This window comes from Halomonas cibimaris (assembly GCF_039537045.1).
Taxonomy (GTDB): Bacteria; Pseudomonadota; Gammaproteobacteria; order Pseudomonadales; family Halomonadaceae; genus Vreelandella; species Vreelandella cibimaris.
This window is the reverse complement of record NZ_BAAAZT010000062.1, coordinates 1-25,311: the sequence shown is the minus strand read 5'-3', so window position 1 is coordinate 25,311 and position 25,311 is coordinate 1. Positions and strand designations below refer to the sequence as shown.

The window sequence follows — 25,311 nt, the reverse complement described above, 5'->3', positions numbered from 1 at the left end:
GAATATTTTGGATCAGGCACTTACCATGGACCACTACACCACGGGACTAACCACCAATGTCGGCACAAAAGATGTGCCTGCCAGAATGCTGCCGGGTTGGGCTGCATGTCCATGACTAACTGCGATAGCACTGATAATCCGAAGGTCATCGGTTCAAAACCGGTCTTATCTATAATACCTATCGCATCCAGAGCCGAGCCAACATTCTATCCATCACAACTTGAACCCCAATTTTGTAGCAAAAAGCTGCGGGGGCATATCAGGGGGCATAAACAAAAATATCCCCGCAAAAAATATTTAAAAACAAATATTTAAAGGCACAATTAGTTGGACGCCGCCTCCACCAACATCAGGTTTCAGGAAGCACCACAACGTTCCAAAACCGCATGAACAGGGGCCTTCGGGCCCCTTTCTTGTGTCTGGACGTTGCCTATGTGCGCGTGCGCCAGCACGCGGCGCAGGCTGTACGGATTTTGAGTGCGCAGCATCAGCTTGATCACAGTGGCGTAGCAGTCGTTGTTGCGTTGAATGCCGGGAATTGACTGCTCCCCTCCCTTCGGGCTTTCGCGCATCATGAAGAGAATTCCCACTTCATCGAGAACCGAACGCAGGGACGTGCTTAAGGCCCGTGCCGCGCTCAGCGCTCTGCCAGGAACTGATCCTTGAGATGAACGTAGTTTCCCGCGGTGTAGGCAAAAAAGGCCCGCTCGCTATCCTTGAGCGGGCGCATTGGCCGGGCCGGGTTGCCGGCGTATACGTAGCCGCTTTCCAGCGTTTTTCCCGGCGTTACCACCGCGCCGGCGGCAATGATCACCTCGTCTTCCACCGTCGCCCCGTCCATCACGATAGCCCCCATGCCTACCAGAATACGGCTGCCCAGGGTGGCCCCGTGCAGAATTGCGCGGTGGCCCACGGTCACGTCGTCGCCCACGGTCAGGGGGAAGCCTTCGGGGTTGAAGTCGCTTTTATGGGTGATGTGCAGCACGCTGCCGTCCTGCACGCTGACTCGCGCGCCAATGCGGATACGATGCATATCGCCGCGAATCACCGACGTCGGCCATACCGAGCAGTCATCTCCCAGCACAACATCGCCGATGACGACACTGGCCGGGTCTACGTAAACCCGCGCGCCCAAACGCGGTGTCAAGCCTTGAAACGAACGAACGGCAGCGGTCATGTCTTCTCCTCGACTAACGGCATTGGTTCCAAAAATAACGGCATCAGCCTCCGCATGCGTCACAGCGTTCAAAGAAAAGCGCTGAGCAGCACCACAAACGTTAGCGGAATCGCCACCCAGCGTACCACGCCCTGCCACAGCGCAAAGCCGCGTTCGCCGGTGCCCAGCGCCCGATGCGCTGCCGCCCGGGGCATGATCCAGGCGGCAAAAATCGCCGTCAGCACGCCGCCCAGCGGCAGGAAAATATCCGGTGGAACGCTGCTGACCAGCTCAAACACGTTGCGCCCCAGCAGCGGGCGAAAGTCCGCCAGCGTAGAGAACGAAAGCGCCGACAAAAGCCCCAAAAGCCAAACCCCCAGCCCGACCAGCAAAGTGGCCCGCCGGCGGCCGAACCCCGCCCCCTGGAGCGTCGCCACCATGGGCTCGGCCAGGTTGATCGCCGACGTCCAGGTCGCCAGCAGCAGCAGCAGGAAAAATACCGCCAGCCAGTAGGCCCCGCCGGGCAGTTCGGCAAAGGCGATGGGCAGGGTGACAAACATCAGCCCCGGGCCGTCGGCCGGGTTCAGCCCTTGGGCAAACACCACCGAAAAAATCGCGATCCCTGCCAAAAGCGCCACGCTGATATCCAGTACCGCTACCGTTACTGCCGCCTTGGGCAGGCTTTGTTCATCGGGCATATAGGCGCCGTAAGCCATCAGCGCGCAGGCGCCCACCGCCAGCGTAAAGAACGCGTGCCCCATGGCATGGACGACAACGTCCAGCGTAATGGCGGCAAACGACGGCTTGAACAGCCAAACCAGCGCAGTGCTAAAGCCCTCCGTGGTCGCCGCGTAAACGGCCAGCAAGATCAGCAGCAGGTATAAAAGCGGCATCAGCAGGTTGTTCAGCCGCTCCAGCCCCTTGGCCACGCCTGCCGCGACCACTCCCATGACCAGCAGCAAAAACAGCGTATGGTTGAGCACCAAAAGCCCGGGGCTTGCCAGAAACGCCTCAAACCCCGCGCCCACTTCCGCCGCCGTCGCGCCGCTGAACCGGCCGCTGAGGGAAGCCAGCAAAAACTCGATGGACCAGCCCGACACCACCGAATAAAACGACAGAATGCAAAACACCGTCAGCGCGCCGAACAGCCCCAGCCAGCGCCAGTGGCACGACGCGCCGGCCTGGGCGGCCAGCGAACCCAGCGAGCCCATGGGGCCGCGCCGCCCGGCGCGGCCGATAAGAATCTCCGCCATCATCACCGGGATGCCCAGCAGCAGCACAAAGGCCACATAAACCAGCAAAAACGCCGCGCCGCCGTTTTCCCCGGCGATATACGGAAAGCGCCAGATATTACCCAGCCCTACAGCGGCCCCGGTCACCGCCAGAATAAAGGCACGCTTTGACCCCCAGCGCTCAAGCGTCTCGCTCATTGCTGTGTTCTCGCTTCATCAATGACTCGTGAATCGTAGCGCCCGGCGGCGCAGCCGCAATGCCACCGGCCGCAAGGCAGGTCCGCAAGCCTAGCAGGCGCCCTGCCCGGGGCCAAACGCAGGCATTGAAACACGCCCGGCTCGCCCACATTTTGTCAGGTAACGCTTATTTTCGCGGCGGCGGATCGCACCCTTGTCGCCGCGCCCAACCGAGGTCGCTATGTCCGCCAATCCCCTGCTTGCCACGCACGCATTACCGCCGTTCGGCGATATCCGTGCCGAACACGTCGAACCCGCCATCCGCCAGCTGATCGACGAAACCCGCGACGCCGTTGAAGAGCTGGCCCGCCAGGCGCAGGAAACGCCCCCCACCTGGGACAACTTTGCCGCGCCGCTGGAAGCGGTCAACGACCGGCTCGCCAAGGCCTGGGCGCCGGTCTCGCACCTCAACGCCACCATGAACACGCCCGAACTGCGCGAAGCGTATCAGGCCTGTATCGCCAAACTTTCCGAGTTCAGCACCTGGGTCGGCCAGCACGCCGGGCTGTTCCACGCCTGGCAGGCGCTGCGCGACGGCCCCGAGTGGGAAGCGCTGGATGCCGCCCAGCGCCGTACCGTGGAGAACACCCTGCGCGATTTCCGGCTGGCCGGCGTAGCGCTGCCCGAGGCGCAAAAAGCCCGCTACGGCGAGATTCAGGCGCGGCTTTCCGAGCTGTCCAACCGGTATTCCAACAACGTACTGGACGCCACCCAGGCCTGGCACAAGGATATTGACGACGCCGAAACGCTTGCCGGCGTGCCCCAGAGCGCGCTGGATACGCTCAAGGCCACCGCCGAGGCCAAGGGCGTGGACGGCTACCGCATTACCCTGGACTTCCCCTGCTTTTTCCCGGTGATCAGCTACGCCGACAGCCGGGAGCTGCGCGAGGAGGTCTACACCGCTTTTACGACTCGCGCCTCAGATCAGGGCCCTCAGGCCGGCAAGTTCGACAACGCCCCGATCATGGAAGAAATCCTTGCCCTGCGCCACGAAATGGCCGAGCTGCTGGGCTTTGACACCTACGCAGACCTGTCGCTTGCCACCAAGATGGCCGACTCGCCGGCGCAGGTACAGACTTTTCTGGACGATCTGGCCAGCCGCGCCGTTCCCCAGGCGCAGCGGGAGTTTTCAGCGCTGGAAAGCTTCGCCCGCAGCGAGCTGGAACTCGACCGTCTGCAGCCCTGGGATATCGCCTACGCCAGCGAAAAACTGCGCGAAAAGCGCCACGCCATTTCTGACGAGCAGCTGCGCCCCTACTTCCCCGCGCCGCAGGTCATCGACGGCCTGTTCAAGGTGGTCGAACGCCTTTACGGGCTGCGCTTTGTAGAAAATACCGACGTGCCGCGCTACCACGACGACGTGCGCTATTTCCAGATCGTTGAAAACGACACGCCGATTGCCGGTTTCTACCTCGACCTCTACGCCCGGGAAGGCAAGCGCGGCGGCGCGTGGATGGCCGACTGCCGAGTACGCCGCCAGACCGCCGACGGCCTGCAGCTGCCGGTGGCGTTTTTGACCTGCAACTTCACCCCGCCGGTGGACGAGCGCCCGGCGCTTTTGACCCACGACGAGGTCATCACGCTGTTCCACGAGTTCGGCCACGGCCTGCACCATATGCTCACCAAGCAAAGCATCGCCGATATTTCCGGCATCAACGGGGTCGCCTGGGACGCCGTTGAGCTGCCCAGCCAGTTCATGGAAAACTTCTGCTGGGAGCGTGAAGGGCTCGACCTGATCGCCGCCCACGTGGACACCGGCGAGCCGCTACCCGAGGCGCTGTTTGAGCGTCTGCAGGGTGCCAAGAACTTCCAGTCGGCCATGGGCATGGTGCGCCAGCTGGAGTTTTCACTGTTTGACCTGCGCCTGCACGTGGAGTACCAGGCCCCCAGCGCCGCCGACATTCAGGCGCTGCTGGACGACGTGCGCATGCGCGTTGCCGTGACGCCCCAAGCCTCGTTCAACCGCTTTCAGAACGGCTTTGCGCATATCTTTGCCGGCGGCTACGCGGCGGGCTACTACAGCTACAAATGGGCCGAGGTGCTCTCCGCCGATGCCTGGAGCGCCTTTGAACAGGCCGGCACCTTTGACGCCGAGACGGGCAATCGCTTTCGCTCGGAAATCCTCGAACAGGGCGGTGCGCGCGACGCCGCCGAGCTGTTCGAGGCGTTTCGCGGACGTAAGCCAAGCGTCAAGCCGCTTTTGCGCCACAGCGGCATTGAAGCGGCCTGATACGATTTCCATCCCGGCGTGGCAAGGCGCCGCGCCGGGACGCCACGCAGGAGACACGCATGTCATCGGTCAAACGCTTTATCGCCGGGGTCGTCTGCCCGCGCTGTGCCGCTATGGATCGCATCCGCGCCTGGGAGCAAAACGGCGTTCGCTATCGCGAGTGCGTCCACTGCGACTTTTTCGAGCAGCTGCCCATTGACGAGACATCCGCCGAGGAACTCACGACCCGGGTCAACGCAGTGCGCGACGAACAAAAACATCAGGACGAAGTGGTGCCGGTTCGCATTCTCGATCCGGGCAAGCCGCCCTCTTAGCCGACACGCCTGCCTTATAACGACCGGCGCCTGTGTGGTTTTCCGCACAGGCGCCGGCTGTCGCTGTGCGCTTTTCCCCACACCCCTCCAAGGCACGCAGGCGTCGCCTTTGTCACGCCTTGCCGTCAAAAACGGATAAGAAGCTGATTTATTTGATGTCATCCAAAAACGGCACAGGGCTTGCAATAAATTGGAAGCGTGCCGGTTGATCGACGCCGCGGCGTCGGGCACGCCGACCCAACACAACAACCAGCGATGCATCAGCACATGGGGATGACAATGCGCACAACCACCACCACCGCCCTGCTTCTTGCCGGAAGCGCTTTTTTTGCCGCCGGCGCTCAGGCTGACAAGGCCGACTGGCCGGACAGCTTCACCGTGGGTACCGCAAGCCAGGGCGGCACCTATTACGTGTACGGCTCAGGCTGGGCCAACTTTATTGCCGATGAGCTGGGTATTTCCGGCGGCGGCGAGGTCACCGGCGGCCCGACGCAAAACCTGGCACTGGTCCACAACGGCGACGCTGCCTTTGGCCTGACCACCATGGGCCCGGCGGCCGACGCGATTAACGGCGAAAGCCCGCTGGCCCCCGGGGTTAAAATGGACAACGTCTGCGCCATGTTCCCCATGTACGAAACGCCGTTTTCCATCACCGCACTGGAAGGCTCGGGCATCGAGTCCATTTCCGACATTCCCGACGGCGCGCGCATCGGCTTTGGTCCGGCCGCCTCCACCTCGGACACCTACTTTCCCGAGATTCTCAAAACGCTGGGCGTGGAGTTTGACCGGCGCAACGGCGGCTGGACCGACCTTGGCGGCCAGCTGCAGGACGGCCTGCTTGACGTGATTGCCTTTGCCGCGGGCATTCCGATTCCTGCAGTCAGCCAGCTTGAAGTGCAAACCGACGTCAACATCATTGAGTTCACCGAAGACGAGATCGATACCGTGCTGGCCAACTTCCCAGTAGCGGAATTCATGATTCCCGCCAGCACCTACTCGACCCTTGAGCAGGACTCGCGGGTGGTCTCCATGTGGAATTTCGCCATCACCGGCTGCGATATGCCAGACGACTTCATCTACGAAGTCACCAAGCGGACCATGGAAAACAACGACAAGATGCGCTCGATCCATCGCAGCGCCGAAACCACCGTGCCGGAGAATATCAAGCACAACACCGTGCTGCCTTTCCATCCGGGTGCGGCCCGCTGGTACGAGGAAAACGGCTACGACATCGATCCCGAACTGACCCGCTGATCCGCACTCGGCGACCGCTGCCCCGTGCCGGCAATGCCGGACGGGGCAGCGTACCGCTTTCACCCCTTCCGTTCGTACTACAATTGAGGGTGACGCATGAGTCACAACGCCAATCACCAAAGTGACGATAGCACCGCTGTAACATCGCCCGAGACCATCGCCGACGGCGTCGATGAGGACATGGTAGAGGCGAATCGCCGCCTTTTTACCGGCTGGCCGCTGTGGGTCGTCACCGCCCTGGCCATTGCCTACTCGCTGTTCCATCTGATTTCGCTGAATATCTATCCGCTGGAAACCTGGACCTATCGCATCATCCACATCGCCGGGGCGCTGGTGCTGGGCTACGGCCTTTACGCCGGCACCGCCTTTGCCGAAAGCGAGCGCGAGACCTCTCCGGGCTGGCTGAAAGGGGCAAGCCTGGCGCTGCTGCTGCCCGCCGCCTATGCCCTGGTACAGGTTTTTTTCATGTACCAAACGCTTGGCGGCGGCGCAATGCGCATCGACCCCGGCGTGGAAACCTTTCACTTCGGCCTGCCGCTGATGGCGGCCAGCGCCGGGGGCATCGTGCTGAGCTGGTTTTACCGGCAGACGCGCGGCCGCCTGAGCCCGCCCGATCTGGCGCTGGCGGTGTGCGCGCTGGCAAGCGCGGGCTATCTGATTTTGGTCTACGGCACCAACATCCGCATGACCACCGGCACCTCCTTTGCCCCGCCGGGGATTACCTGGGCGGCCATTGCCGGCTCGCTTTTGATCCTTGAGCTCACGCGCCGGGTCGCCGGGCTGGCGCTTGTGGTTATCGCCGCCGTTTTTCTGGGCTATGTGTTCATCGGCCCTTATCTACCGGGCTTTTTGAGCTACCCGGGGCTGTCGCTGCAGCGCTTTTTCAGCCAGGTCTACACCGACATCGGCATTCTTGGGCCGACCACGGCGGTATCGTCGACCTACATTATTCTGTTTATTATCTTCGCCGCCTTTCTGCAGGCCTCCAAGGTAGGCGACTACTTCGTCAACTTTGCCTTTGCCGCGGCCGGCCGTGCCCGGGGCGGTCCGGCCAAGGTTTCCATCTTTGCCTCGGGGCTGATGGGCATGATCAACGGCACCTCCGCGGGCAACGTGGTCTCCACCGGCTCGCTGACCATTCCGCTGATGAAAAAGGTCGGCTACCCGGCTCGCAGCGCCGGCGCCATCGAGGCCGCCGCCTCCACCGGCGGGCAGATCATGCCGCCGATCATGGGCGCCGGTGCGTTCATCATGGCGGAAATTACCGGCATTCCCTACACCGAAATTGCCATCGCCGCGATCATTCCGGCGGCGCTGTACTTTCTCTCGGTCTACTGCATGGTGGATTTCGAGGCAGCGCGCAAGGGCATGCGCGGCATGCGCAAGGAAGAAATTCCGCAGTTTCGCCGCCTGATCAAGCAGGTTTATCTGTTCGCGCCGATCGTCATCCTGATTGTGGCGCTGTTCATGGGCTATTCGGTAATCCGCGCCGGGACGCTCGCCACCGCATCCGCCGCCGTGGTGAGCTGGATTTCGCCCAACAAGATGGGCATTACCGCCATTCTTCGGGCGCTGCAGCTGGCCGGCACCATGGCCATTCAGATCATCGCCGTGTGCGCCTGCGCGGGGATTATCGTCGGCGTCATCTCGCTGACCGGGGTGGGCGCGCGCTTCTCGTCGCTGCTGCTGGGTCTTGCCGGCTTCAGCCAGCTGCTGGCGCTTTTGTTTGCCATGTGCATTTCCATTCTGCTGGGCATGGGCATGCCCACCACCGCCGCCTACGCCGTGGCCGCCTCGGTGGTAGCGCCGGGCCTGGTGGATCTGGGCATTGATCCGCTGATCGCACACTTCTTCGTTTTCTACTTTGCCGTGGTCTCGGCGATCACGCCACCGGTAGCGCTGGCCTCCTACGCTGCGGCGGGCATCTCTGGCGACAACGCCATGGGCACATCAATGGCCTCGTTCAAGATCGGCCTGGCCGCCTTTATCGTGCCGTTCATGTTCTTCTACAGCCCGGCGATGCTGATGGAAGGCTCGCTGCTGCAGGTACTGCGCGTGGGCGTTACCGCAACGCTTGGCATCGTTTTGCTCTCGGGCATGGTACAGGCGTGGTTTTTCGGCCCGGTCAAGGTCTGGCAGCGCCTGGCCATGCTGGTTGGCGCGGTGTGCATGATCTACGGCGGTCTGTATACCGACGTGATCGGGCTGGCGCTGGGGGCGGGCCTGTTCATCATGCAGCGCCGGCACCGCGATGACGGTAACGCGGTGACCGCCGGCTAGGGCGTGGCGGCACTTCTCGCTGACCGACAGCAAAACCCCGCTTTACGAGATAAAGCGGGGGTTTTGTCTTATATATGGCGTGAAAACGGCTTTCGAGGTGTACGCCTTGAGGTTACGCCTTGAGGTTATCGACGATCTTCAGCACCGGCGCCGACTGGTTCAGGGTATAAAAATGCAGTCCCGGCGCGCCGCCGTCGAGCAGCTGCTGGCACAGCCTGGTGACCACCTCGGTACCAAATTCGCCGATGGCTTCGCTGTCGTCGCCGTAGCTTTCCAGCTGCTTGCGAATCCAGCGCGGAATCTCGGCACCGCAGGCGTCGGAAAAGCGCGCCAGTTTGGTGTAATTGACGATGGGCATGATGCCGGGAATGATCGGCTTGTCCACGCCCAGCGCCCGGGCCTTGTCGACGAAATGGAAGTACGCCTCGGCGGTGAAAAAGTACTGGGTAATCGCCATATCGGCGCCGGCGTGCATCTTGCGGGCAAAGTTTTCCACATCCCGATCCAGATTGGGCGCCTGTGGATGAGATTCCGGGTAGGCCGCCACGGCGATCTCGAAATGATCACCGGTTTCTTCGCGAATAAACGCCACCAGCTCGTTGGCATAGCGCAGCTCGCCGATGCTGGCCATGCCCGAGGGCATGTCCCCGCGCAGGGCCACCAGGCTGTCAATGCCTTCTTCCCGGTACTGGGCGAGCAGATCGCGCAGCTGGGCTTTTTCACTGCCGATGCACGACAGGTGCGGGGCGGTGGTAATGCCGCTTTCGCCTACGACGCCGACGGCCTCTCGGGTGCGCTGCTGCGTTGAACCGCCGGCACCGTAGGTGACGGAGAAAAAACGTGGCTGCCGGGCCGCCAGGGCATCGCGCGCCTGCACCAGCCTGTCCCGACCGACGGCGGTGCCGGGCGGAAAAAATTCGAAGCTAACGCCTAACGGATGTTGTGAGCGGGTCATGCAGGATCCTCATACAAAAAACGGTGTTAACAGGCGCACCCACATCGGATATGTTGCGCCATTGTGTCTTTTTACCCCCGCGGCGGCCAATGAAAGATCCGGCGCTGGCACTTCAATGGCGCTCATGTTGGCGCCCCTACCAGGATAAGCCGATGGACCATATCGCCCCGGGCGCGCTTGCCGGCCCGCTTACCATGCTGCTGAGCTTTGTCGGCCTGGGCTTTATTGCCGCCCGCCGGCTGGCGGTGGATCCGCGCCCCATTGCCACCCTGCTGATTTATCTGGTCGCGCCGTTTACGTTTTTCCGCGCGCTGATGAACGGCGGCCCCACGCCGAGCTACGTGCTGCTCACGCTGATTTTGTTCTGTTTATCCAGCGCCATTGCGCTTACCGTGCGCGCACTGACTCGCCACCGCTTCGGCGCCCAGGAAGGCGCGCTGCTGGCGTTTTCCTCGGGCACCGGCAACACCGGCTACTTTGGGCTGCCGGTGGCGCTGATCGTGCTGCCCCCGGCGGGGGTTACCCAGTATCTGTTCTGCATTCTGGGCATCACCCTGTATGAGTTTACCGTGGGCTTTTATCTGAGCGCACGAGGCCAGTTTTCCATCCGCCAGAGCCTGACAAAGATGGCCCGGCTGCCGCTGATTTACGCTTTTCTCGCCGCGCTGCTGCTGGCCCAGTTTGATCTGGCCCTGCCCGAGGCGCTGATGACCTCGCTGGATGTCTTCCCCGCCACCTATACGCTGTTGGGCATGATGATCATCGGCATGACGCTAAGCCACGTGACGCTGGCCGCCTGGGACACCCGCCTGATACTTGCCTGCACCGTGCTGCGCTACGGCGTCTGGCCGCTGGCCACGCTCGCCACGGTACTGGTGCTGCAAACCTTCTTTGCGCTGTCGCCGGCGCTTGCCATGGCGATTTTGCTGCTGGGCGTGGTACCCATGGCCGCCAACGTCGTGGTGGTCGCCATGGAGCTTGGCATCCAGCCGCAGAAAGGGGCGCTGGCCGTGCTGGTGACCACCCTGCTCGCACCGCTGGTCATTCCGCTGTATCTGGCCGGCATGCTAACGCTGACCGGGCTTGCCTGACACTTCCCGGCCGCCGCGCGTGGGCGCCTGCGCCCAGCCCAGATCGTCGAAGATCACGTACAGCGCCGGGATCACCGCCAGCACCAGCACGGTGGAAGTCAGCAGGCCAAACACCACCGCAATCACCAGCGGCTGCACCGCCGCCGCCTGGGCGCTGGTCTCGGCCAAAAGTGGCAAAAGCCCGGCGACGGTGGTGCTTGTCGAAATCAGAATGGCGCGCAGGCGGTCGCGGCTTGCCTGGCCCGCCGCGGCGATGGCCGACTGCCCTGTTGCGCGGTAGCGCTTGATGAAGTGAATCAGCAGAATGGCGTTGTTGACCACAATGCCGGCCAAAGACGCCGCGCCGATCAGCGAGGGCATCGACAGATAAAAGCCCATGAGCACATGGCCCCAGAGCGCGCCGACAAACGCCAGCGGGATCGCCAGCATAACGATCAGCGGTTCGACATAGCTTCGAAACTGAAAGGAAAGGATGACGAAGATGCCGAGCAGCCCGATCAGCAGCGCGCGCCGGATCGAATCGCCGGTCTCCGCCGAGCGGGCGACCTGACCCTCGAAAGCGACGGCCACCCGGGGGTGACGCCTCTGGAAATCGGGCAGCCAGCGCCGGCGAAGATCATCAACGATCGCCTGGGCGTTGGCCGATGTCGCATCCACGTCGGCGGTCACGGTAACGGTACGCTGGCCATCGACGCGGGTAATCCGCGCCCAGTCTCGAGCCTTTTCAATGCTGGCGACGACGTCAAGGGGCACCCGGCCACCGTCCGGGAGCTGCACGGTCAGATCCTGCAGGTCATCCAGGCTCTGTCGATCCTGCTCGGCATGGCGCACCAGAATGTCCACGTCCCGCTGGCCGATGCGCAGGGTGTCGCTGATTTGCCCGAGCACGGCGGCGCGCAGCTGCGTGGCGATCTCCTCGGCGGTCAGCCCCAGCCCGTGGGCGCCTTCGGCCAGGGACAGGCGGCGCTCGGGCTTGCCCGGGCGCAGATCGTCGATGACGTTATACACGCCCGTATAGCCGGCAAGATGCTCGGAAAGCGCCACAGAAGCCGTCTTCAGTCCGGCCAGGCTTTCCCCCTGCAGGCGCACCTCGATGGGAATGCCCGCCGGCCCGAATCCCGGCTCCTGGATGATCAGGCTGAGCAGGCCGGGAATATCGCCGATCTCCTTCTGCCAGGCCGCGGTCAGCTCATTCAGGCTGACGCGGCGCCGCTCGGCGCCAAGCAGATCGACAATCAGCGTCGCTACGTGGGCGCCGGCCTCGCGAGCGCTGGGATTGTGGTTAAAGCGTACCTGAACGGCGCGCACCAGCTTTTCTCCCTCCGGCTGCTCGGAGGCCAGGCGCGCATCAAGCCTGTGCAGGGCGCTCTCAACCCGGGAGGCCACCGCCTCGGTGCGTGATAGCGGCGTGCCCTGGGGCATCAGGATGCGCGCTTCGAGCACGTCGCCGTCGATTTCCGGCATCGCCTCGCTGCCGATATGGCCGCCGGCAAGATAGCCGCCGGAGCCCAGCAGCAGGACCAGCACGCCGCCCAGCAGGGCGTAGCGAAAGCGAATCGCCCTGTCCACCAGGCGCCCGACGCCCTCGCGAAAGCGCTCGAAACCGCGCTCAAAAGCGGCGCGCCGCCGCGACGGCTCGGCCTGCAGGCGATGCACACTGCCCTTCAAATGATGGGGCAAAATAAAAAAGGCCTCGATCAGGCTCGCCGCCAGGGCGGCCACCAAAACGACCGGCAGCACCTTGAGCACCTCGCCCATCTCGCCGGCCAGAAAGGCGAGCGGCACAAAGACCGCCGCCGTGGTCAGAAACGACGATACCACCCCGGGAAGTACGCCCTGTGTGCCTGCGACGACCGCTTCCAGCGGCGTTGCGGCCTTTTGCGCCCGGGTGGCGATGCTGTCGGTGATCACAATGGCATCGTCCATGACGATACCGATCGCCATCAGCAGCCCCACCAGGGTGATCATGTTGAGCGTCAGCCCGGCCAGCCCCATGACCGCAAAGGCGCCCAGAAAGGCCACCGGCAGGCCCAGCACCGCCCATAGCGCCAGCCGCGGCCGGAAAAACAGGCTCATCACCAGCACCACCAGGGCAAACCCCATGACGCCGTTTTCGACCAGCATCTGCAAACGGTCGCGCACGATGCTGGTCATGTCCTGGGTCAGGGTGAGCGAGACATCACCGTCCAGGCGCTGGCGCTCGCTTTTAACCACCGTCTGCAGGCCCTTCATCACGTCCAGGGCGTCATCGCGCAGGGTCTTGTGCACCTCCAGCACCAGAGCGCGCTGGCCGTTGAACCAGACTTTCTCTTCCTCGCGCTCAGGCGTTTCCCGCAGGGTCGCAATCTGGCCCAGGGTCAGCTCGCCGCCTTCGGCGCCGGAGACCACCACCACGTCCTGCAGCTCGCGCAGCGTGTGGCGCTGGTCGGTAAAGCGCAGCTGAATGTCCTGCCGGGAGGTTTCCAGAATGCCCAGCGGCATGTCGATATTCTGGCGGGAAAGGGTCGCCGCCAGCGCGCTTGCCGAAAGCCCGTACTGCCCCAGCACCTGCTGGGGGATTTCGATGTGCCACTGGCGCTGGGAAAGCCCCTGAATCGCAACCCTGGCCACGCCGGGCAGGCGCAGCAGCCGGCCTTCCAGCGTCTTGGCGTAGTCTTCCAGATCGGACAGCGGCATGTCGCCGCCCACCGCTACCGCCGCGACCAGATCGCTGCGGTGCAGCTCGCGCACGACCGGCGGGTCGGCGCGTTCGGGGAAGTCGGTGATGGCTTCCACTTCGGTGGAGATATCGTCCAGAAAACGGCCGATATCGCCGTCGTCTTCCATGGTGGCCGTAGCGCTGGCCAGGTTGTTCTGCGCCACGCAGACGAACTCGTCAAGAAAGTCCACGCCGGTCAGCGCATCATGAAGGCGACGGCAGATCTGATCCTCGACGTCCGCGGCGGTGGCGCCGCGATACTTCACCTCGATGCCCACCTCGCCGGGCCGGTAGTCGGGAAAGGTCTCGCGCTTGAGGTCGGGCACGGCAAACAGCCCCGCCGCCAGCAGCAGAATCAATACCAGATTGGCCGCGGTAGGATGGCCTGCAAACCAGCGAATCATCGCCGCTCTCCCAGCGCCCGGCGGCGAAGGCGCCGTGCCAGCTCCTCGTCGCGCTGCGGCTCGATCGCCATGCCGCTGATGGCCGGCATCAGGTCGTCCACGATCACGCTGTCGCCTTCCTCAAGCCCTTGTGCCACCACCGCCAGATCGTGCTGTTCAAAGGCGACCTGCACCGGCCGGCGCACAAGGCGCTGATCGCTATCCACCACGTAGACCTCGCCCTGATGCACCGCCGTTGCCGGCACCGCTATCTGCGGCGTTGGCGCTTTGGCGGTCAGGCGCACCTGGACGTACATGTCGCGCACCAGCGCGGGCCGGGTCAGCGGCGCCACCTGCCGGTAGGGATCATCGACTTGCACCACGACCCGGGCGGTGCGGGTGGCCGGGTCCAGGCCGTTGGCGATGCGCACAACCCGGGCCGGCCAGCGCGCGCCCTTCCCGGCCACCAGCGTCACCTCGGCATCAATGGCGGAGAAATCCAGCCGCTGGGCGATGTCCAGGCCCGCGTCTTCGGCATCGCGCACGGTCTGGGTGCCGAGCAGGCGGCGCAGCATGTCCATCGGCACCTGAGCCACCACTTCGGCGGCCTCGATGCCCTCGGCGCTAAACAGCCGCTGCCCGGCGTTGATGTACTGATGCCGCTCGGCTTCGACCTCGCCCAGGCGCAGGTCATAGGGCGCTTCAAAGCGCGTATCCTCGAGATCCCGGCGGGCCTGATCCAGGCGCGTGGTCATCCGCTCGACTTCCGCTTTCAGGCGCTGGCGGCGCGCGGGGATGAGCGCCAGCTCGTTTTCCAGCGACTGCACGGTCTGACGCTGGGCCAGGGTCGCGCGGCGCTCATCGCCCAGCCGCGAGCGGGAGACCGAGCCGCCGTTGGCCAAGCGCTGGATGCGCGCCAGCTCCTGCTCGGCCAGCGTCAGGCGCTCACGCTCCAAAGCGACCAGGCGCCGGGTATTCTCCACTTCCCGCTTCAGCTGCGCCTGCTCCGCGGCCAGGCTGGCCAGCTGGGCCCGGGCCTCGGCTTCGGCCAGCCGATAGCGGCTGGGGTCGATCTCCAGCAGCAGGGTGCCCTTTGCCAGCAGCGTGCCGCTTTCCAGGCCCGCGTGGCGCGCAACGACGCGTCCCGGCACGTTGGCCGTGGCGTTCCAGGTGCGGGCGGGCTGTGCGGTGCCGTAGCCCCGGGCCTCGACGACAAAGGGCAGCGGCGCGGCGTCAACGACGCGCACCGTAGGCACCTGAAAGGTATCTTCACCGCGCGTGGGAGTTTGGCGATGAATGATGGACACCGCGATCAGCAAAATACCCGCCGCCAGGCCTGATGCAATCACCAGGCCGCGCCCCCAGCGCCTGAACAGTGCGCTCATCTTTCCCCCTTACACCGGGCGTCGCGGCGGGCGCGCAGCTAAGCGCTCAAGCCGGCTCGGGCCCAAAAAAGCGTTCGCTAAGCGTTACATACCAGGCGGCAGACTGCACCTGGAGAATGTAGGCCACGGCGATAAGCAGTGCCGCATCCGCGCTGGCCTCGCCGAAAGCGTTCATGGCCAGCGCCAGGGCAATGGACAGGTTGCGCATGACCGTGCCGTAGACCAGCGCAATCGCATCCCCTCGCGGCAGCAGACGTCTGGCAACGAAGGTGCTGAAGACGTAGTTGAAGCTATAAAGCGCCAGCAGCGGCACGAGGATATCGAGCAGCATGGCCGGCTGCGCCACAAGCGCTCCTCCCTTCAGGGCCATGGCCACAAACACAATGCCCAGCACCCCAAGGGTTGAAAGCGGCGGAAACCGCGGCGCCCAGCGCTGCTGGTAGCCCTGCTGGCCGTAGCGGCGGATCAGATACGCCTGGGTCAGCTGGCCTGCCAGCATGGGCAAAAACACCACCAGCACGATTTGCAAAAAGACCGCCAGCAGATCCACCGGCACCGTCGCCCCCATCAGCCACTGCACGTAAAACGGCGTCGCCAGAGAGCCAAGAATCAGGCCCACCACCGTCATCTTGACCGCGGCGGCCAGATTGCCCTTGGCAAATCCGGTCCAGGCAATGGTCATGCCGCTGGTCGGCAGCAGCGCGGCCAGCAGCAGGCCAAGTGCGAGATAGGGCTGGTCAGGGAACCAAAACCGCCCCAGAGCGAAAGCAACGAAAGGAACGACCGCAAAGTTGATGGCCTGAGCCAGCAGCTGGGCTTTGACATCTCCGCCCTCGGCCAGCTTGCGCAGTTTGAGGTTGACCATCATCGGGTACACCATCAGCAGCGTCAGCGGCACGATCAGCGCTTGCAGCCAGTCCGCCGGCGCCGCCAGGCCATAGGCCAGCCCCAGCAGCATTGCCGCCGGAATGGCCAGGGTCAGATTGCCGGTCACACGGGAAAGCAGGCTCATTGAGGCCTCCTCCTCTACGACGAGTACGCCTACGGCAAAAGGCCGCCACCGCAGCGGCCTTTTGCACAACGATTAAAAATGGAAAACCCGCGTGTTGGGAGCCCGCATCATTTCGGCCATGGCCGGCGGCTGAGCCACGCTTACCCCCTCGCGCAGATCGCTCTTTTGATATTCGCTGTTGGGCAGATAGAGCGCGCAGACCGCGACGTCCGCACCGTCGTCCATGATCGTTTGCAAAAGCCCTTCGGGCTTTATGTCCTTGGGTGCCAAAGCGGATTCGCTGTGATAGTCCGAAGCCGCCAGATCACCCGCCTGATCACACAGCAGAATATTCAGCGCTACCCCCTGCTGCTGCATGGTGCGCGACAGCACCATCGCCATGCCCTGGGTCTGCAGCGAATCGCTGGTCACGATCACCATGGCCTTCTGTGCGGCAGCTGGCTCAGCGCCACCTTCATCGCTTGCCAGGGCACCGGCGCTAACGCCCAGCCCGAGCGCAAGCGCCGTCAGCGGGGCAAAAAAACGTGTAAAGCGAGATGCAGTCATCGGTTTCTCCTTGGAATGTGTCTTGCGATAAGAATACGTCGCTCGACAAGAAAGATCGCCCATCCCGGTACGGTCGTGGAAGGGCTGTGACACTATAGCTTTTTAATTTACTTTTAAATATAATATTTTTATTGAAATTAAAGAAGGCCCAGCAACGACACAGCAAAGCGCCGGGCTGAGACAAAACCGCACGGCGTACAGAAAACGGGGTCAGGGGGGAGAGGCATGGCGCAGGCATACACAAGGCGAATGGCGTGGCGGCTTTTTGTTGCCGTGCTCATCCTGGCAGCAAACCCGGCGGCGGCGCTGGAGCGCCAGGCGCCCTCAACGGCCGATCACGCACGCTTCGAAGAGCTGCAAGGCCCGTTCAGTTCAGGCCCCGAGGTAACCGAGGCATGCCTTGGCTGCCACACCGAGGCGGCCGATCAGCTTCAGGCCACCACCCACTGGACCTGGGAATACCTGCACCCGGAGACCCGGCAGCTGCTGGGCAAGCGCCACGTCGTCAACAGCTTCTGCGGCTCGGTGGCTTCCAACGAGCCGTTCTGCACCAGCTGCCACACCGGCTACGGCTGGGACGACATGCGCACGCCTCCCCCCGCGCCTGACAATCGCGTCGACTGTCTGGTCTGCCACGACACCACCGGCGACTACTGGAAATCCCCCACCGGCGCCGGGCATCCCGCCTACGAGCTTCCCGATGCAAGCGATGCAGACGCCAGACCGCCGCCCGATCTGGCCCGGGTTGCCCAGCGCATCGGCCCGACCGGCAAGCAGAACTGCGGCAGCTGCCACTTCTACGGCGGCGGCGGCGACGGCGTAAAACACGGCGACCTGGATTCATCGCTGCTTGATGCCCCTCGGTCGCTGGACGTGCACATGTCTGCAGACGGCGCCGATCTTGCGTGCGCCGACTGCCACACCACCTCGGCGCACAGCGTCAGCGGCAGCCGCTATCTGGCCAAGGCACGGGATACCCAGGGCATCGACGTGCCCGGCCACACCGACTTCACCCGGGCGTCCTGCGCATCCTGCCACGGCGTGTCCCCGCATCGCGCGACCCGGCTGAACGATCACGTCGACCAGGTTGCCTGCCAGAGCTGCCACATTCCTGAGTTCGCCCGCGGCGGGGTGGCCACCAAGACCTGGTGGGACTGGTCCACCGCCGGGCGCCTCGGCGAGGACGGCGAGCCGCTGACGATTCGCGACGACGACGGTCATCTGGACTACCTGAGCACCAAAGGCAGCTTCCGCCACGGCGAGAACGTGGTGCCCGAGTATCGCTGGTTCGACGGCGAAGTGCGCTACACCCTGCGCAGCGACCGGCTGGACGACAGCCGCCAGCCCATCGAGATCAACAGCATCAAGGGTAGCCATGCCGATCCGGCCTCACGCATCTGGCCGTTTAAAATCATGCAGGGCAAACAGCCCTACGACCCGGTCAATCAGCACCTGCTGGTCAATCACGTCTACAGCGCCGACGACGACACCGCGCTGTGGACAAACTTTGACTGGGCCAAGGCGCTCAAGGCCGGCACCGAATACGCCGACCAGCCCTACAGCGGCGAATTCGCCTTTGTGGAAACGCGCATGCACTGGCCGATCACCCACATGGTCGCGCCGGGCGAAGACACCCTGGCGTGCAGCGAATGCCACGCCCGCGAGGGGCGGCTGGCGGCGCTGACGGATTTCTATCTTCCCGCCCGGGACCGCAGCGTCTGGCTGGATAGAGCGGGGTGGAGTGCCGCCCTGCTGGTGCTGATCGGCAGTTTGGGCCATGCCGGCGGGCGCATGCTGGCCCGGCGGCGGAGGAATCGCTGATGAAACGCGAAATGATCTACAAACGCTTCGAACGCTTCTGGCACTGGAGCCAGGCAGCACTGATCTTTCTTTTGCTGTTCACCGGCTTTGAAATCCACGGCAGCTACCGGGCGCTGGGCTTTGGCACCGCCGTCTGGCTGCACGATCTGGCGGCCTACGCCCTGATCGGCCTGTGGATGCTGGCCACCTTCTGGCATTTCACCACCGGCGAATGGCGCCAGTACATCCCCACCACCGACAAACTGGGGGCGGTGATCCACTACTATCTGATTGGCACCTTCACCGGCGCCGAGCACCCCTTCCGCCAGACCACCCAGGCCAAGCACAACCCGCTGCAGCGTTTGGCCTACCTGAGTTTCAAGCTGGTGATCTCGCCGGCTATCTGGATCTCGGGGCTTTTGTATCTGTTCTACAACCAGTGGCCCGCCGGGCTGCAAGACAGTATGCGCCTGGGGCACGTGGCCCTGGTACACACCGCCGCCGCTTTCACGATGCTGGTTTTTGTGATCGGCCACGTTTATATGGCGACCATGGGCAAGACGGTCTTCAGCCTGATCAAGCCCATGATCACCGGCTATGAAGATGCCCGGGAGCAGCCGCCCGCAAAGGATGCGCATAGCCGAGCACCTAACGAAGCCCCGCCTCAACCCGCGGAGAGGGAAACACCGCTATGACCGGGATCTTCCGCCTTTTTGTGAGCGGCATCATCGCCGCCTTGCTTAGCGTCAACGCCCAGGCGCAGCTTGCCACCGCCCCGGTCGAGCGGGATGCCCTGCAGGCGTCGCTGCGGCTCGACGGGATGATCGAGGCCGTACAGCAAAGCACGGTCTCCGCCCAGACCGCGGGCACGGTGATGCGCCTGCCCTTCGACGTGGACGACCGGGTGGCCGCCGGCGAGCTGATCGTACAGCTGGAAGACAGCGAGCAGCGCGCCCGGCGCGACCAGGCCCGGGCCGGCCTGGAAGACGCCCGGGCCAGCCGGCAGGATGCCCGCCAGCGCTTTGCACGCATGCAGTCGCTGCGCGAGCGAAATCTCGCCTCGCAGCAGGACTTTGACCGGGCGCGCAACGCGCTGGCCGGCGCCCGGGCCCGGGTGCAGCGCGCCGAAGCCGCCCTTGCCGAAGCCCGGGAGCAGCTGGAATACACCCGCGTCAAAGCACCCTATAGCGGCATTCTCACCGAGCGCCACGTCGAAACGGGGGAATCGGTCACGCCCGGCCAGCCGCTGCTCAGCGGGCTCTCGCTGGAGCGGCTGCGGGTGGCGGTTGAGCTGCCGCAGCGCTACGCCGAACGCACCCGCTCACAGCGCCAGGCCCGGGTGACCCTGGCAGACGGCCGTGTCCTGCAGACCGGCGAGATGACCTTCTATCCCTATGCGAGTGAGCAGACCCACACCTTTCGTCTGCGCCTGGCGCTGCCGGCACCCGGCGAGGGGCTCTATCCGGGCATGCTGGTCAAGGTGGACGTGCCCGTGGCCGAACGCGAAGCGCTGTGGGTGCCGGCCGGCGCGGTCTTTCACCACAGCGAGCTGACGGCGGTCTTCGTGCTGGATGACCAGAACCGTCCCCGCCTGCGCCAGATCCGCACCGGCATCGAGCGCGACGGCCGCGTCGAGGTGCTGGCCGGGCTCGACGAAGGCGAGCAGGTAGCGACAAGCCCGGATGCCCTGTTGGGCAGCCAGCGGCTGGCGGTCGACGCTGAGGCAGGCCGCCCATGAGTGCCTCTCTGCCCCCGGTCGGCCCTTCCGGGGCCATGGCGCGCGCCTTTCAGGGCTCCCCGCTGACCCCGCTGCTGGCGCTGATGGCGATATTGCTGGGTATTCTCGCCGTGGTGATCACGCCCAAGGAAGAAGAGCCGCAGATCGATGTCACCCTGGCTGATATCTTCGTCGGCCTGCCCGGGGCCAGCGTCGCCGAGGTGGAAAGCCTGATCGCCGTTCCCGCCGAACAGGTGATGAGCGAGATCGAGGGCATCAAGCACGTCTACTCGGTCTCCCGCCAGGGCGAGGCGGTGATCACCGTGGAGTTTGAGGTGGGCCTTAGCCGCCAGGAAGCGCTGGTGCGGCTGTACAACCAGGTCTACTCCAACCAGGACTGGCTGCCGGCGGATCTCGGCGCCAGCCAGCCGCTGGTCAAACCCCAGGGCATCGATGACGTGCCCATCATGACGCTCACCCTGTTTGACCCCAGCGGCCAACGCACCGGGGCGGAACTGACCCGGCTTGCCCACACGCTGGAGGTGGCGCTCAAGCGCGTGCCCGGCACTCGCGATATCTACACCGTGGGAAAAACGCCGGACCGGGTGGAGGTGCGCTTTGATCCGGCGCTGCTGAGCGGCTACGGCCTGAGCGTCGCGGACGTTGAAAGCGCGCTGCGCGCTGCTAACGCCAGCGGTCAGGAAAATCGCATTACCCGCGGCGGTGTATCGATTCCGCTCAAGACAGGCACGCTGCTTGGCGATGTCGAGACCGTGCGCCGGCTGGTGGTGGGCATGCACCAGGGCGCGGCGGTGTTTCTCGACGATGTCGCCACCGTCAGCCGCGGCGACAGCGTCCCGGATCGCAGCGTGATGATGGGCTTCGGCCCGGCGGCCGACGACGCCCGACCCGGCACCGCCGGCGAGCTCTACCCCGCCGTGACCCTTGCCGTCGCCAAAAAGCCCGGGGAAAACGCCAGCGATATCACCACCGCCGTCGAAAAGCGGCTGGAAGGCCTGCGCAACCGAGCCCTGCCGGACGGCATCGAGGTGGTGGTCAGCCGGGACTACGGCGAGACCGCCTCGGCGAAAGCCCGCAAACTGATCTCGGATCTGATCTCCGCGACGCTGGGCGTGGTGCTGCTGGTCCTTGCTGCCATGGGCTGGCGCCAGGCGCTCATCGTCGGCGTGGCGGTGCTGGTTACGCTGCTTTTGACCCTGGTGTTTTCCTGGGCCTGGGGGTTCACGCTCAACCGGGTGTCGCTGTTCGCGCTGATCTTTTCCATCGGGATTCTGGTGGACGACGGCATCGTCATCACCGAGAACATCAACCGACGCATCCGTACCAGCCGCCATCCGGTCAAGGCCATCATCCCGGTGGCGGTGGACGAGGTGGGCACGCCCACCATCATGGCAAGCCTCACCGTGATGGCGGCGCTGCTGCCCATGGCCTTCGTCACCGGTTTGATGGGGCCTTACATGAGCCCGATTCCCATCAACGCCTCCGCCGGCATGGTGATCTCCCAGATCGTGGCCTTTGTGGTGTCGCCCTGGCTGGCCCTGCGCCTGCTCGCCCATCAGCAGGGCGTGGCCGCCCAGGCCGAAGCGCAGGCCGCCAACTCCGCCGAAGGCGTCAACCCCACAACCCGGCGCTGGTTCGCTCGGCTGCTCACGCCGTTTCTCGGCGCCCACCGCTGGCGCCGGCGGCTGCTCGCCCTGGGCGTGATCGGCCTGACCCTGACGGCCGCTTCGCTGCCGGTATTTCAAGCGGTCATCCTCAAAATGCTGCCCTTTGACAACAAGTCCGAGCTGCAGATCGTCGTGGATATGCCGGAAGACACGCCCATGGAGCAAACCCAGCGGGTGCTGCTGACCATGGGCGAGTATCTGGAAACGGTCGACGAGGTCACCCACTGGCAGGCCTACGCCGGCACCGCCTCGCCGATGAACTTCAACGGCCTGGTGCGTCAGTACTACCTGCGAGCCGACCCCTACCAGGGCGATATCCAGATCAATCTGGCCGATGAGTCCCGGCGCGAGCGCCAGTCCCATGAGATCGCCACGGCCATCCGCCCGGCGCTGCAGGCCATCGGCGAGCGCTTCGATGCGGCGGTGAAGGTCGTCGAGGTGCCGCCCGGCCCGCCGGTGCTCTCTCCGCTGGTGGCCGAAGTGTACGGCGTGAACCATCAGCGCCGCGCCGCGCTCGCCCAAGAGCTGGCCGGGCGCATGGCAGGCGTGGAGGGGCTGGTGGATATCGACACCACCCTGACAGCGCCTACCCGCCAGTGGGATCTGGTGGTGGATCGCGCCCGGGCCGCACGCCTCGGCGTCTCCCAGGCCCAGGTGGTGGAAGTGCTTCAGACCGCTCTGGGGGATCGCAACGCCGGCTACCTGCACGACGAGCATGCCAAGTACCCGGTGCCGATTCGCGTTATTCTCAGCGAAGGCGACAAGGCCCAGCAGGCAGCGCTGCTGTCACTGACGGTGAAAAGCCGCAGCGGCGAGTCGATCCCGCTGGCGAGCATCGCCAACTTCCGTGACGCGCCGTGGCAGGGGGCGCGCTATCACAAGGACCTGCTGCCGGTGACCTACGTCACCGCCGACATGGCAGGCCAAGTGGATTCGCCGCTGTACGGCATGTTCGCTCTGGTAAGTGAGCTGAACGCTGAACCGAACAGCCCCGAGCAGTACTTTGTGCGCCAGCCGCCCCTGGCCGAGCTCGGCGCGCTGAAGTGGGACGGCGAATGGCAGATCACTTTTGAAACCTTCCGCGACATGGGCGCGGCCTACAGCGTCGGCGTGCTCATGATTTTTGCACTGCTGGTGGCCCAGTTCCGCTCCTATGTGCTGCCGCTGGTGATCATGGCGCCGATCCCGCTGACCCTGATCGGCATCCTGCCGGGCCACGCCCTGCTCGGCCGGGAATTCACCGCCACCAGCATGATCGGCATGATCGCACTTGCCGGCATCATCGTGCGCAACTCGATTTTGCTGGTGGTGTTTATCAAGCAGCTGCGCGACGAAGGCGTAGCGCTGGACGAGGCGGTGGTGCTGGCCGGCGCGGTGCGCATCAAGCCCATTGCGCTGACCGCCGTCTCGGCGATGGTCGGCGCCTACTTCATCCTCAGCGACCCGATCTTCAACGGCCTGGCGATCTCGCTGGTCTTCGGGCTGGCCATGTCCACGCTGCTGACCATTCTGGTGGTGCCGCTTTTGTACTATGCGCTGGCGCGGCGCGGCTGGCTCTGACGGGCAGGGGGTTTCCAGCCGCTTTGCACGCCGGCTATTGCCCACGACAAAAATCGGGCCGGGTGCATGACGCGCCCGGCCCGATTGAAGGTTGGCATCAAAGCGGCCGCCGGCCCGGGCCGCTACCCGGGCCGGCGCCCTACCTAGTGCGGAATGAAAGCGGGGATGCCCGGCAGCATACCCACGGCTGCCATGATTACCAGCAAGATAACAAAGGTAATGCCCGGCAGGACCCAGCGATCCATGTAGTGCAGCCTTCTGCCGCGTTCCTTGTCCCCGATAAGCCCCAGGTTATCGAGCAGCATGGCTACCGACCAGCCAAATACCGGGTTCACAAAGGCAGAGCCAAACACCACGATGCCGGCCGACTGGCTGCTGCGAATATCGCGCGTCATCTGCATACCGGCCTCCAGCAGCGGCATGAAAACCCCGACCATCAGCGCTACGTTAAGCACCGGCGGCCATACGGCCAGATCCATGGGATATCCCCAAAGCGCGGCGATAACGCACATGATGCCGGTCAGAATAGCGCCGCCGGGTATCGGACGCTTGGCAATCGCGGCGGGGATAATGTATGTCCCCCAGGACGAGGACAGGTTGCCGCCGCCAAGCGCGCTGCCTACTGCCTGGCGCACCGCTGCCACGCCCATGGTGTCGTCAACCCGCATCAGCACCTTGTCGGCCTTGCGCGGATAGTTGATTTCCTGGAACACGCGCTGCCCCATCACATCGGGTGACCACATGGCCACGGCCAGTATGGCAAACGGTGCTGTGCTGAGAAATTCGCTAAAGCCGGGCAAGCCGATTTTCCACCCGGTATCCGCACCCCACCAGTACGCCGGTGACAGCGTGGGAAAGCCGGGCTCGGTCACAAATTCAAAAGGCGCCCCCAGGGCAAAGGCAATCAAAAAAGCGATGCCCGAACCGAGCGGAATCGACAGCCAGCGCATTTCCAGACGCGCCAGCAAGGCGTACATGACAATGGTCACCAGAATGACCACAAAAGCCACATAGCCCATGCCGCTTGCATTGGCCCAGTCGGTTAGACTGCCAATCTGGCTGAGCAGCCCGATCGCCCCCAGATAGATCAGCAGCCCGCCGCGAACCCCGTCACTGGTCAGGGCCATCAGCTTGCTGCCTCCTCGGCTTATGCCAAGAATCAGGCCGAAAAGGCCGACCAGCAAGCCCAGCGACAGCGGATGCCCGCCGGCGGTTACGATCAGCGGAATAAGAGGAATCATCGGGCCGTGCGTGCCGGCCAGGTTAGCGGTCGGGTTAAACATCCCGGAAAACCCAATGACAAACAACACCGCAATCAGCATTTCAAAGCGAGTGTTTTCGACAACGAAAGCATCCGAAAGATTAAGCGGTCCTGCAAAAGCCCCCACGACTGCGGCGACCATCACAATTTTGCCAATGGTCGCCGCTAAAGCAGGAATCATGTCTTCCGGTTCAATGCGGTAGTCTTTAAAAGGCAGGTTGAGCGCCCAGCGCTTGGGCGACATGATCGACAGTTCGTTATGCAGATAGTCGGCACGACTGCCAAACTCGCGGCTTGGCCTGTGCTTTTGCTGATAGCCCGTGTCATCAGCCTCGGTCTGTTGCTCTTGTACGTCACGCTTTTTATCGTCTTGTGTCACGCGCCCTCCTTGTAATAAGCCTGTTAATTTTTTGTAACTATTTAGCTCATGCCGCCTGATCCAGCTCGTCCTCTCGCATGAAGGCAGGCACCTCACCGGCAAACAGTTGCTCCAGCGCCGTGTGCGCCGCCAG

At 64.0% G+C, this 25,311-nt stretch carries 18 protein-coding genes; 9 read left to right on the top strand and 9 right to left on the bottom strand.

The window, feature by feature from the left end; all coding sequences use genetic code 11:
- Nucleotides 1-356: 356 nt before the first annotated feature.
- The 3 genes from ABD654_RS06675 to ABD654_RS06665 all read right to left on the bottom strand — a co-directional run bounded on the left by ABD654_RS06675 (nt 357) and on the right by ABD654_RS06665 (nt 2,586).
- Nucleotides 357-575 carry a hypothetical protein gene (locus ABD654_RS06675; RefSeq protein ID WP_344703519.1) on the bottom strand — a complete coding sequence of 73 codons (219 nt, stop codon included), beginning with the start codon at nt 573-575 and terminating at the stop codon, nt 357-359.
- A gap of 62 nt (nt 576-637) precedes the next feature.
- On the bottom strand, nt 638-1,177 hold the full coding sequence (locus ABD654_RS06670) for a gamma carbonic anhydrase family protein (protein ID WP_344703517.1): 540 nt from the start codon (nt 1,175-1,177) through the stop codon (nt 638-640).
- A 68-nt stretch (nt 1,178-1,245) separates the two neighbouring features.
- Nucleotides 1,246-2,586 carry a sodium-dependent transporter gene (locus tag ABD654_RS06665; protein ID WP_344703515.1) on the bottom strand — a complete coding sequence of 447 codons (1,341 nt, stop codon included), beginning with the start codon at nt 2,584-2,586 and terminating at the stop codon, nt 1,246-1,248.
- A gap of 220 nt (nt 2,587-2,806) precedes the next feature.
- Between ABD654_RS06665 and prlC the strand changes: the two genes are divergently transcribed.
- The 4 genes from prlC (at nt 2,807) to ABD654_RS06645 (ending at nt 8,703) form a co-directional block, all read left to right on the top strand.
- A complete protein-coding gene (gene prlC / locus ABD654_RS06660; RefSeq protein ID WP_344703513.1) occupies nt 2,807-4,855 on the top strand; it encodes an oligopeptidase A in 2,049 nt (682 codons plus the stop codon).
- Nucleotides 4,856-4,914: 59 nt separating this feature from the next.
- Nucleotides 4,915-5,169, top strand: coding sequence for a YheV family putative zinc ribbon protein (locus ABD654_RS06655; RefSeq protein WP_344703511.1), 255 nt, complete (start codon nt 4,915-4,917; stop codon nt 5,167-5,169).
- Nucleotides 5,170-5,448: 279 nt separating this feature from the next.
- On the top strand, nt 5,449-6,423 hold the full coding sequence (locus ABD654_RS06650) for a TAXI family TRAP transporter solute-binding subunit (protein ID WP_425552734.1): 975 nt from the start codon (nt 5,449-5,451) through the stop codon (nt 6,421-6,423).
- 96 nt (nt 6,424-6,519) lie between these two features.
- Nucleotides 6,520-8,703, top strand: a complete 2,184-nt coding sequence (locus tag ABD654_RS06645) for a TRAP transporter permease (RefSeq protein WP_344703507.1) — start codon at nt 6,520-6,522, stop codon at nt 8,701-8,703.
- 112 nt (nt 8,704-8,815) lie between these two features.
- Here the strand turns inward: ABD654_RS06645 and metF are convergent, their stop codons facing one another.
- On the bottom strand, nt 8,816-9,658 hold the full coding sequence (gene metF / locus ABD654_RS06640; protein ID WP_344703505.1) for a methylenetetrahydrofolate reductase [NAD(P)H]: 843 nt from the start codon (nt 9,656-9,658) through the stop codon (nt 8,816-8,818).
- Between the two features lie 152 nt (nt 9,659-9,810).
- Here metF and ABD654_RS06635 point away from each other — a divergent pair, with 152 nt between their 5' ends.
- Nucleotides 9,811-10,749: an AEC family transporter gene (locus ABD654_RS06635; RefSeq protein ID WP_344703503.1), complete on the top strand. Its 939-nt coding sequence runs from the start codon at nt 9,811-9,813 to the stop codon at nt 10,747-10,749.
- On the opposite strand, the gene ABD654_RS06630 is transcribed toward ABD654_RS06635, so the two are convergent.
- The 4 genes from ABD654_RS06630 to ABD654_RS06615 form a co-directional block, all read right to left on the bottom strand.
- Nucleotides 10,726-13,851 (bottom strand): efflux RND transporter permease subunit, encoded by a 3,126-nt coding sequence (locus ABD654_RS06630; protein ID WP_344703501.1) that lies wholly within the window; start codon nt 13,849-13,851, stop codon nt 10,726-10,728. The genes ABD654_RS06635 and ABD654_RS06630 overlap by 24 nt on opposite strands.
- Nucleotides 13,848-15,215: an efflux RND transporter periplasmic adaptor subunit gene (locus tag ABD654_RS06625; protein WP_344703499.1), complete on the bottom strand. Its 1,368-nt coding sequence runs from the start codon at nt 15,213-15,215 to the stop codon at nt 13,848-13,850. The genes ABD654_RS06630 and ABD654_RS06625 overlap by 4 nt, the downstream gene beginning before the upstream one ends.
- 46 nt (nt 15,216-15,261) lie before the next feature.
- A complete protein-coding gene (locus ABD654_RS06620) occupies nt 15,262-16,227 on the bottom strand; it encodes an arsenic resistance protein (RefSeq protein ID WP_344703497.1) in 966 nt (321 codons plus the stop codon).
- A gap of 72 nt (nt 16,228-16,299) precedes the next feature.
- The gene (locus ABD654_RS06615; protein WP_344703495.1) at nt 16,300-16,773 is read right to left on the bottom strand and encodes a DsrE family protein; all 474 of its coding nucleotides are present in this window, start codon (nt 16,771-16,773) and stop codon (nt 16,300-16,302) included.
- A 225-nt stretch (nt 16,774-16,998) separates the two neighbouring features.
- On the opposite strand from ABD654_RS06615, the gene ABD654_RS06610 reads away from it, so the two are divergent.
- From ABD654_RS06610 to ABD654_RS06595, 4 genes are read left to right on the top strand one after another with little or no spacing between them, the layout of a single operon-like run.
- Nucleotides 16,999-18,594, top strand: a complete 1,596-nt coding sequence (locus tag ABD654_RS06610) for a tetrathionate reductase family octaheme c-type cytochrome (protein ID WP_344703493.1) — start codon at nt 16,999-17,001, stop codon at nt 18,592-18,594.
- Complete coding sequence (locus ABD654_RS06605) at nt 18,594-19,268, top strand: cytochrome b/b6 domain-containing protein (protein WP_344703492.1); 675 nt, start codon at nt 18,594-18,596, stop codon at nt 19,266-19,268. The genes ABD654_RS06610 and ABD654_RS06605 overlap by 1 nt, the downstream gene beginning before the upstream one ends.
- Complete coding sequence (locus ABD654_RS06600) at nt 19,265-20,311, top strand: efflux RND transporter periplasmic adaptor subunit (protein ID WP_344703490.1); 1,047 nt, start codon at nt 19,265-19,267, stop codon at nt 20,309-20,311. Before ABD654_RS06605 ends, ABD654_RS06600 begins: the two co-directional genes overlap by 4 nt.
- The gene (locus tag ABD654_RS06595; protein WP_344703488.1) at nt 20,308-23,538 is read left to right on the top strand and encodes an efflux RND transporter permease subunit; all 3,231 of its coding nucleotides are present in this window, start codon (nt 20,308-20,310) and stop codon (nt 23,536-23,538) included. Before ABD654_RS06600 ends, ABD654_RS06595 begins: the two co-directional genes overlap by 4 nt.
- 143 nt (nt 23,539-23,681) lie before the next feature.
- On the opposite strand, the gene ABD654_RS06590 is transcribed toward ABD654_RS06595, so the two are convergent.
- Nucleotides 23,682-25,178, bottom strand: a complete 1,497-nt coding sequence (locus ABD654_RS06590) for a DUF3360 family protein (protein ID WP_344703486.1) — start codon at nt 25,176-25,178, stop codon at nt 23,682-23,684.
- Nucleotides 25,179-25,311: the final 133 nt, after the last annotated feature.

What these genes read in the sequence shown, in the direction of transcription:
- ABD654_RS06645 (WP_344703507.1), top strand. Translation starts at nt 6,520, where the DNA reads ATGAGTCACAACGCCAATCACCAAAGTGACGATAGCACCGCTGTAACA.
- prlC (WP_344703513.1), top strand. Translation starts at nt 2,807, where the DNA reads ATGTCCGCCAATCCCCTGCTTGCCACGCACGCATTACCGCCGTTCGGC.
- ABD654_RS06650 (WP_425552734.1), top strand. Translation starts at nt 5,449, where the DNA reads ATGCGCACAACCACCACCACCGCCCTGCTTCTTGCCGGAAGCGCTTTT.
- ABD654_RS06675 (WP_344703519.1), bottom strand. Translation starts at nt 575, where the DNA reads ATGATGCGCGAAAGCCCGAAGGGAGGGGAGCAGTCAATTCCCGGCATT.
- ABD654_RS06630 (WP_344703501.1), bottom strand. Translation starts at nt 13,851, where the DNA reads ATGATTCGCTGGTTTGCAGGCCATCCTACCGCGGCCAATCTGGTATTG.
- ABD654_RS06635 (WP_344703503.1), top strand. Translation starts at nt 9,811, where the DNA reads ATGGACCATATCGCCCCGGGCGCGCTTGCCGGCCCGCTTACCATGCTG.
- ABD654_RS06625 (WP_344703499.1), bottom strand. Translation starts at nt 15,215, where the DNA reads ATGAGCGCACTGTTCAGGCGCTGGGGGCGCGGCCTGGTGATTGCATCA.
- ABD654_RS06615 (WP_344703495.1), bottom strand. Translation starts at nt 16,773, where the DNA reads ATGACTGCATCTCGCTTTACACGTTTTTTTGCCCCGCTGACGGCGCTT.
- ABD654_RS06655 (WP_344703511.1), top strand. Translation starts at nt 4,915, where the DNA reads ATGTCATCGGTCAAACGCTTTATCGCCGGGGTCGTCTGCCCGCGCTGT.
- ABD654_RS06620 (WP_344703497.1), bottom strand. Translation starts at nt 16,227, where the DNA reads ATGAGCCTGCTTTCCCGTGTGACCGGCAATCTGACCCTGGCCATTCCG.
- ABD654_RS06665 (WP_344703515.1), bottom strand. Translation starts at nt 2,586, where the DNA reads ATGAGCGAGACGCTTGAGCGCTGGGGGTCAAAGCGTGCCTTTATTCTG.
- ABD654_RS06600 (WP_344703490.1), top strand. Translation starts at nt 19,265, where the DNA reads ATGACCGGGATCTTCCGCCTTTTTGTGAGCGGCATCATCGCCGCCTTG.
- ABD654_RS06610 (WP_344703493.1), top strand. Translation starts at nt 16,999, where the DNA reads ATGGCGCAGGCATACACAAGGCGAATGGCGTGGCGGCTTTTTGTTGCC.
- metF (WP_344703505.1), bottom strand. Translation starts at nt 9,658, where the DNA reads ATGACCCGCTCACAACATCCGTTAGGCGTTAGCTTCGAATTTTTTCCG.
- ABD654_RS06670 (WP_344703517.1), bottom strand. Translation starts at nt 1,177, where the DNA reads ATGACCGCTGCCGTTCGTTCGTTTCAAGGCTTGACACCGCGTTTGGGC.
- ABD654_RS06605 (WP_344703492.1), top strand. Translation starts at nt 18,594, where the DNA reads ATGAAACGCGAAATGATCTACAAACGCTTCGAACGCTTCTGGCACTGG.
- ABD654_RS06595 (WP_344703488.1), top strand. Translation starts at nt 20,308, where the DNA reads ATGAGTGCCTCTCTGCCCCCGGTCGGCCCTTCCGGGGCCATGGCGCGC.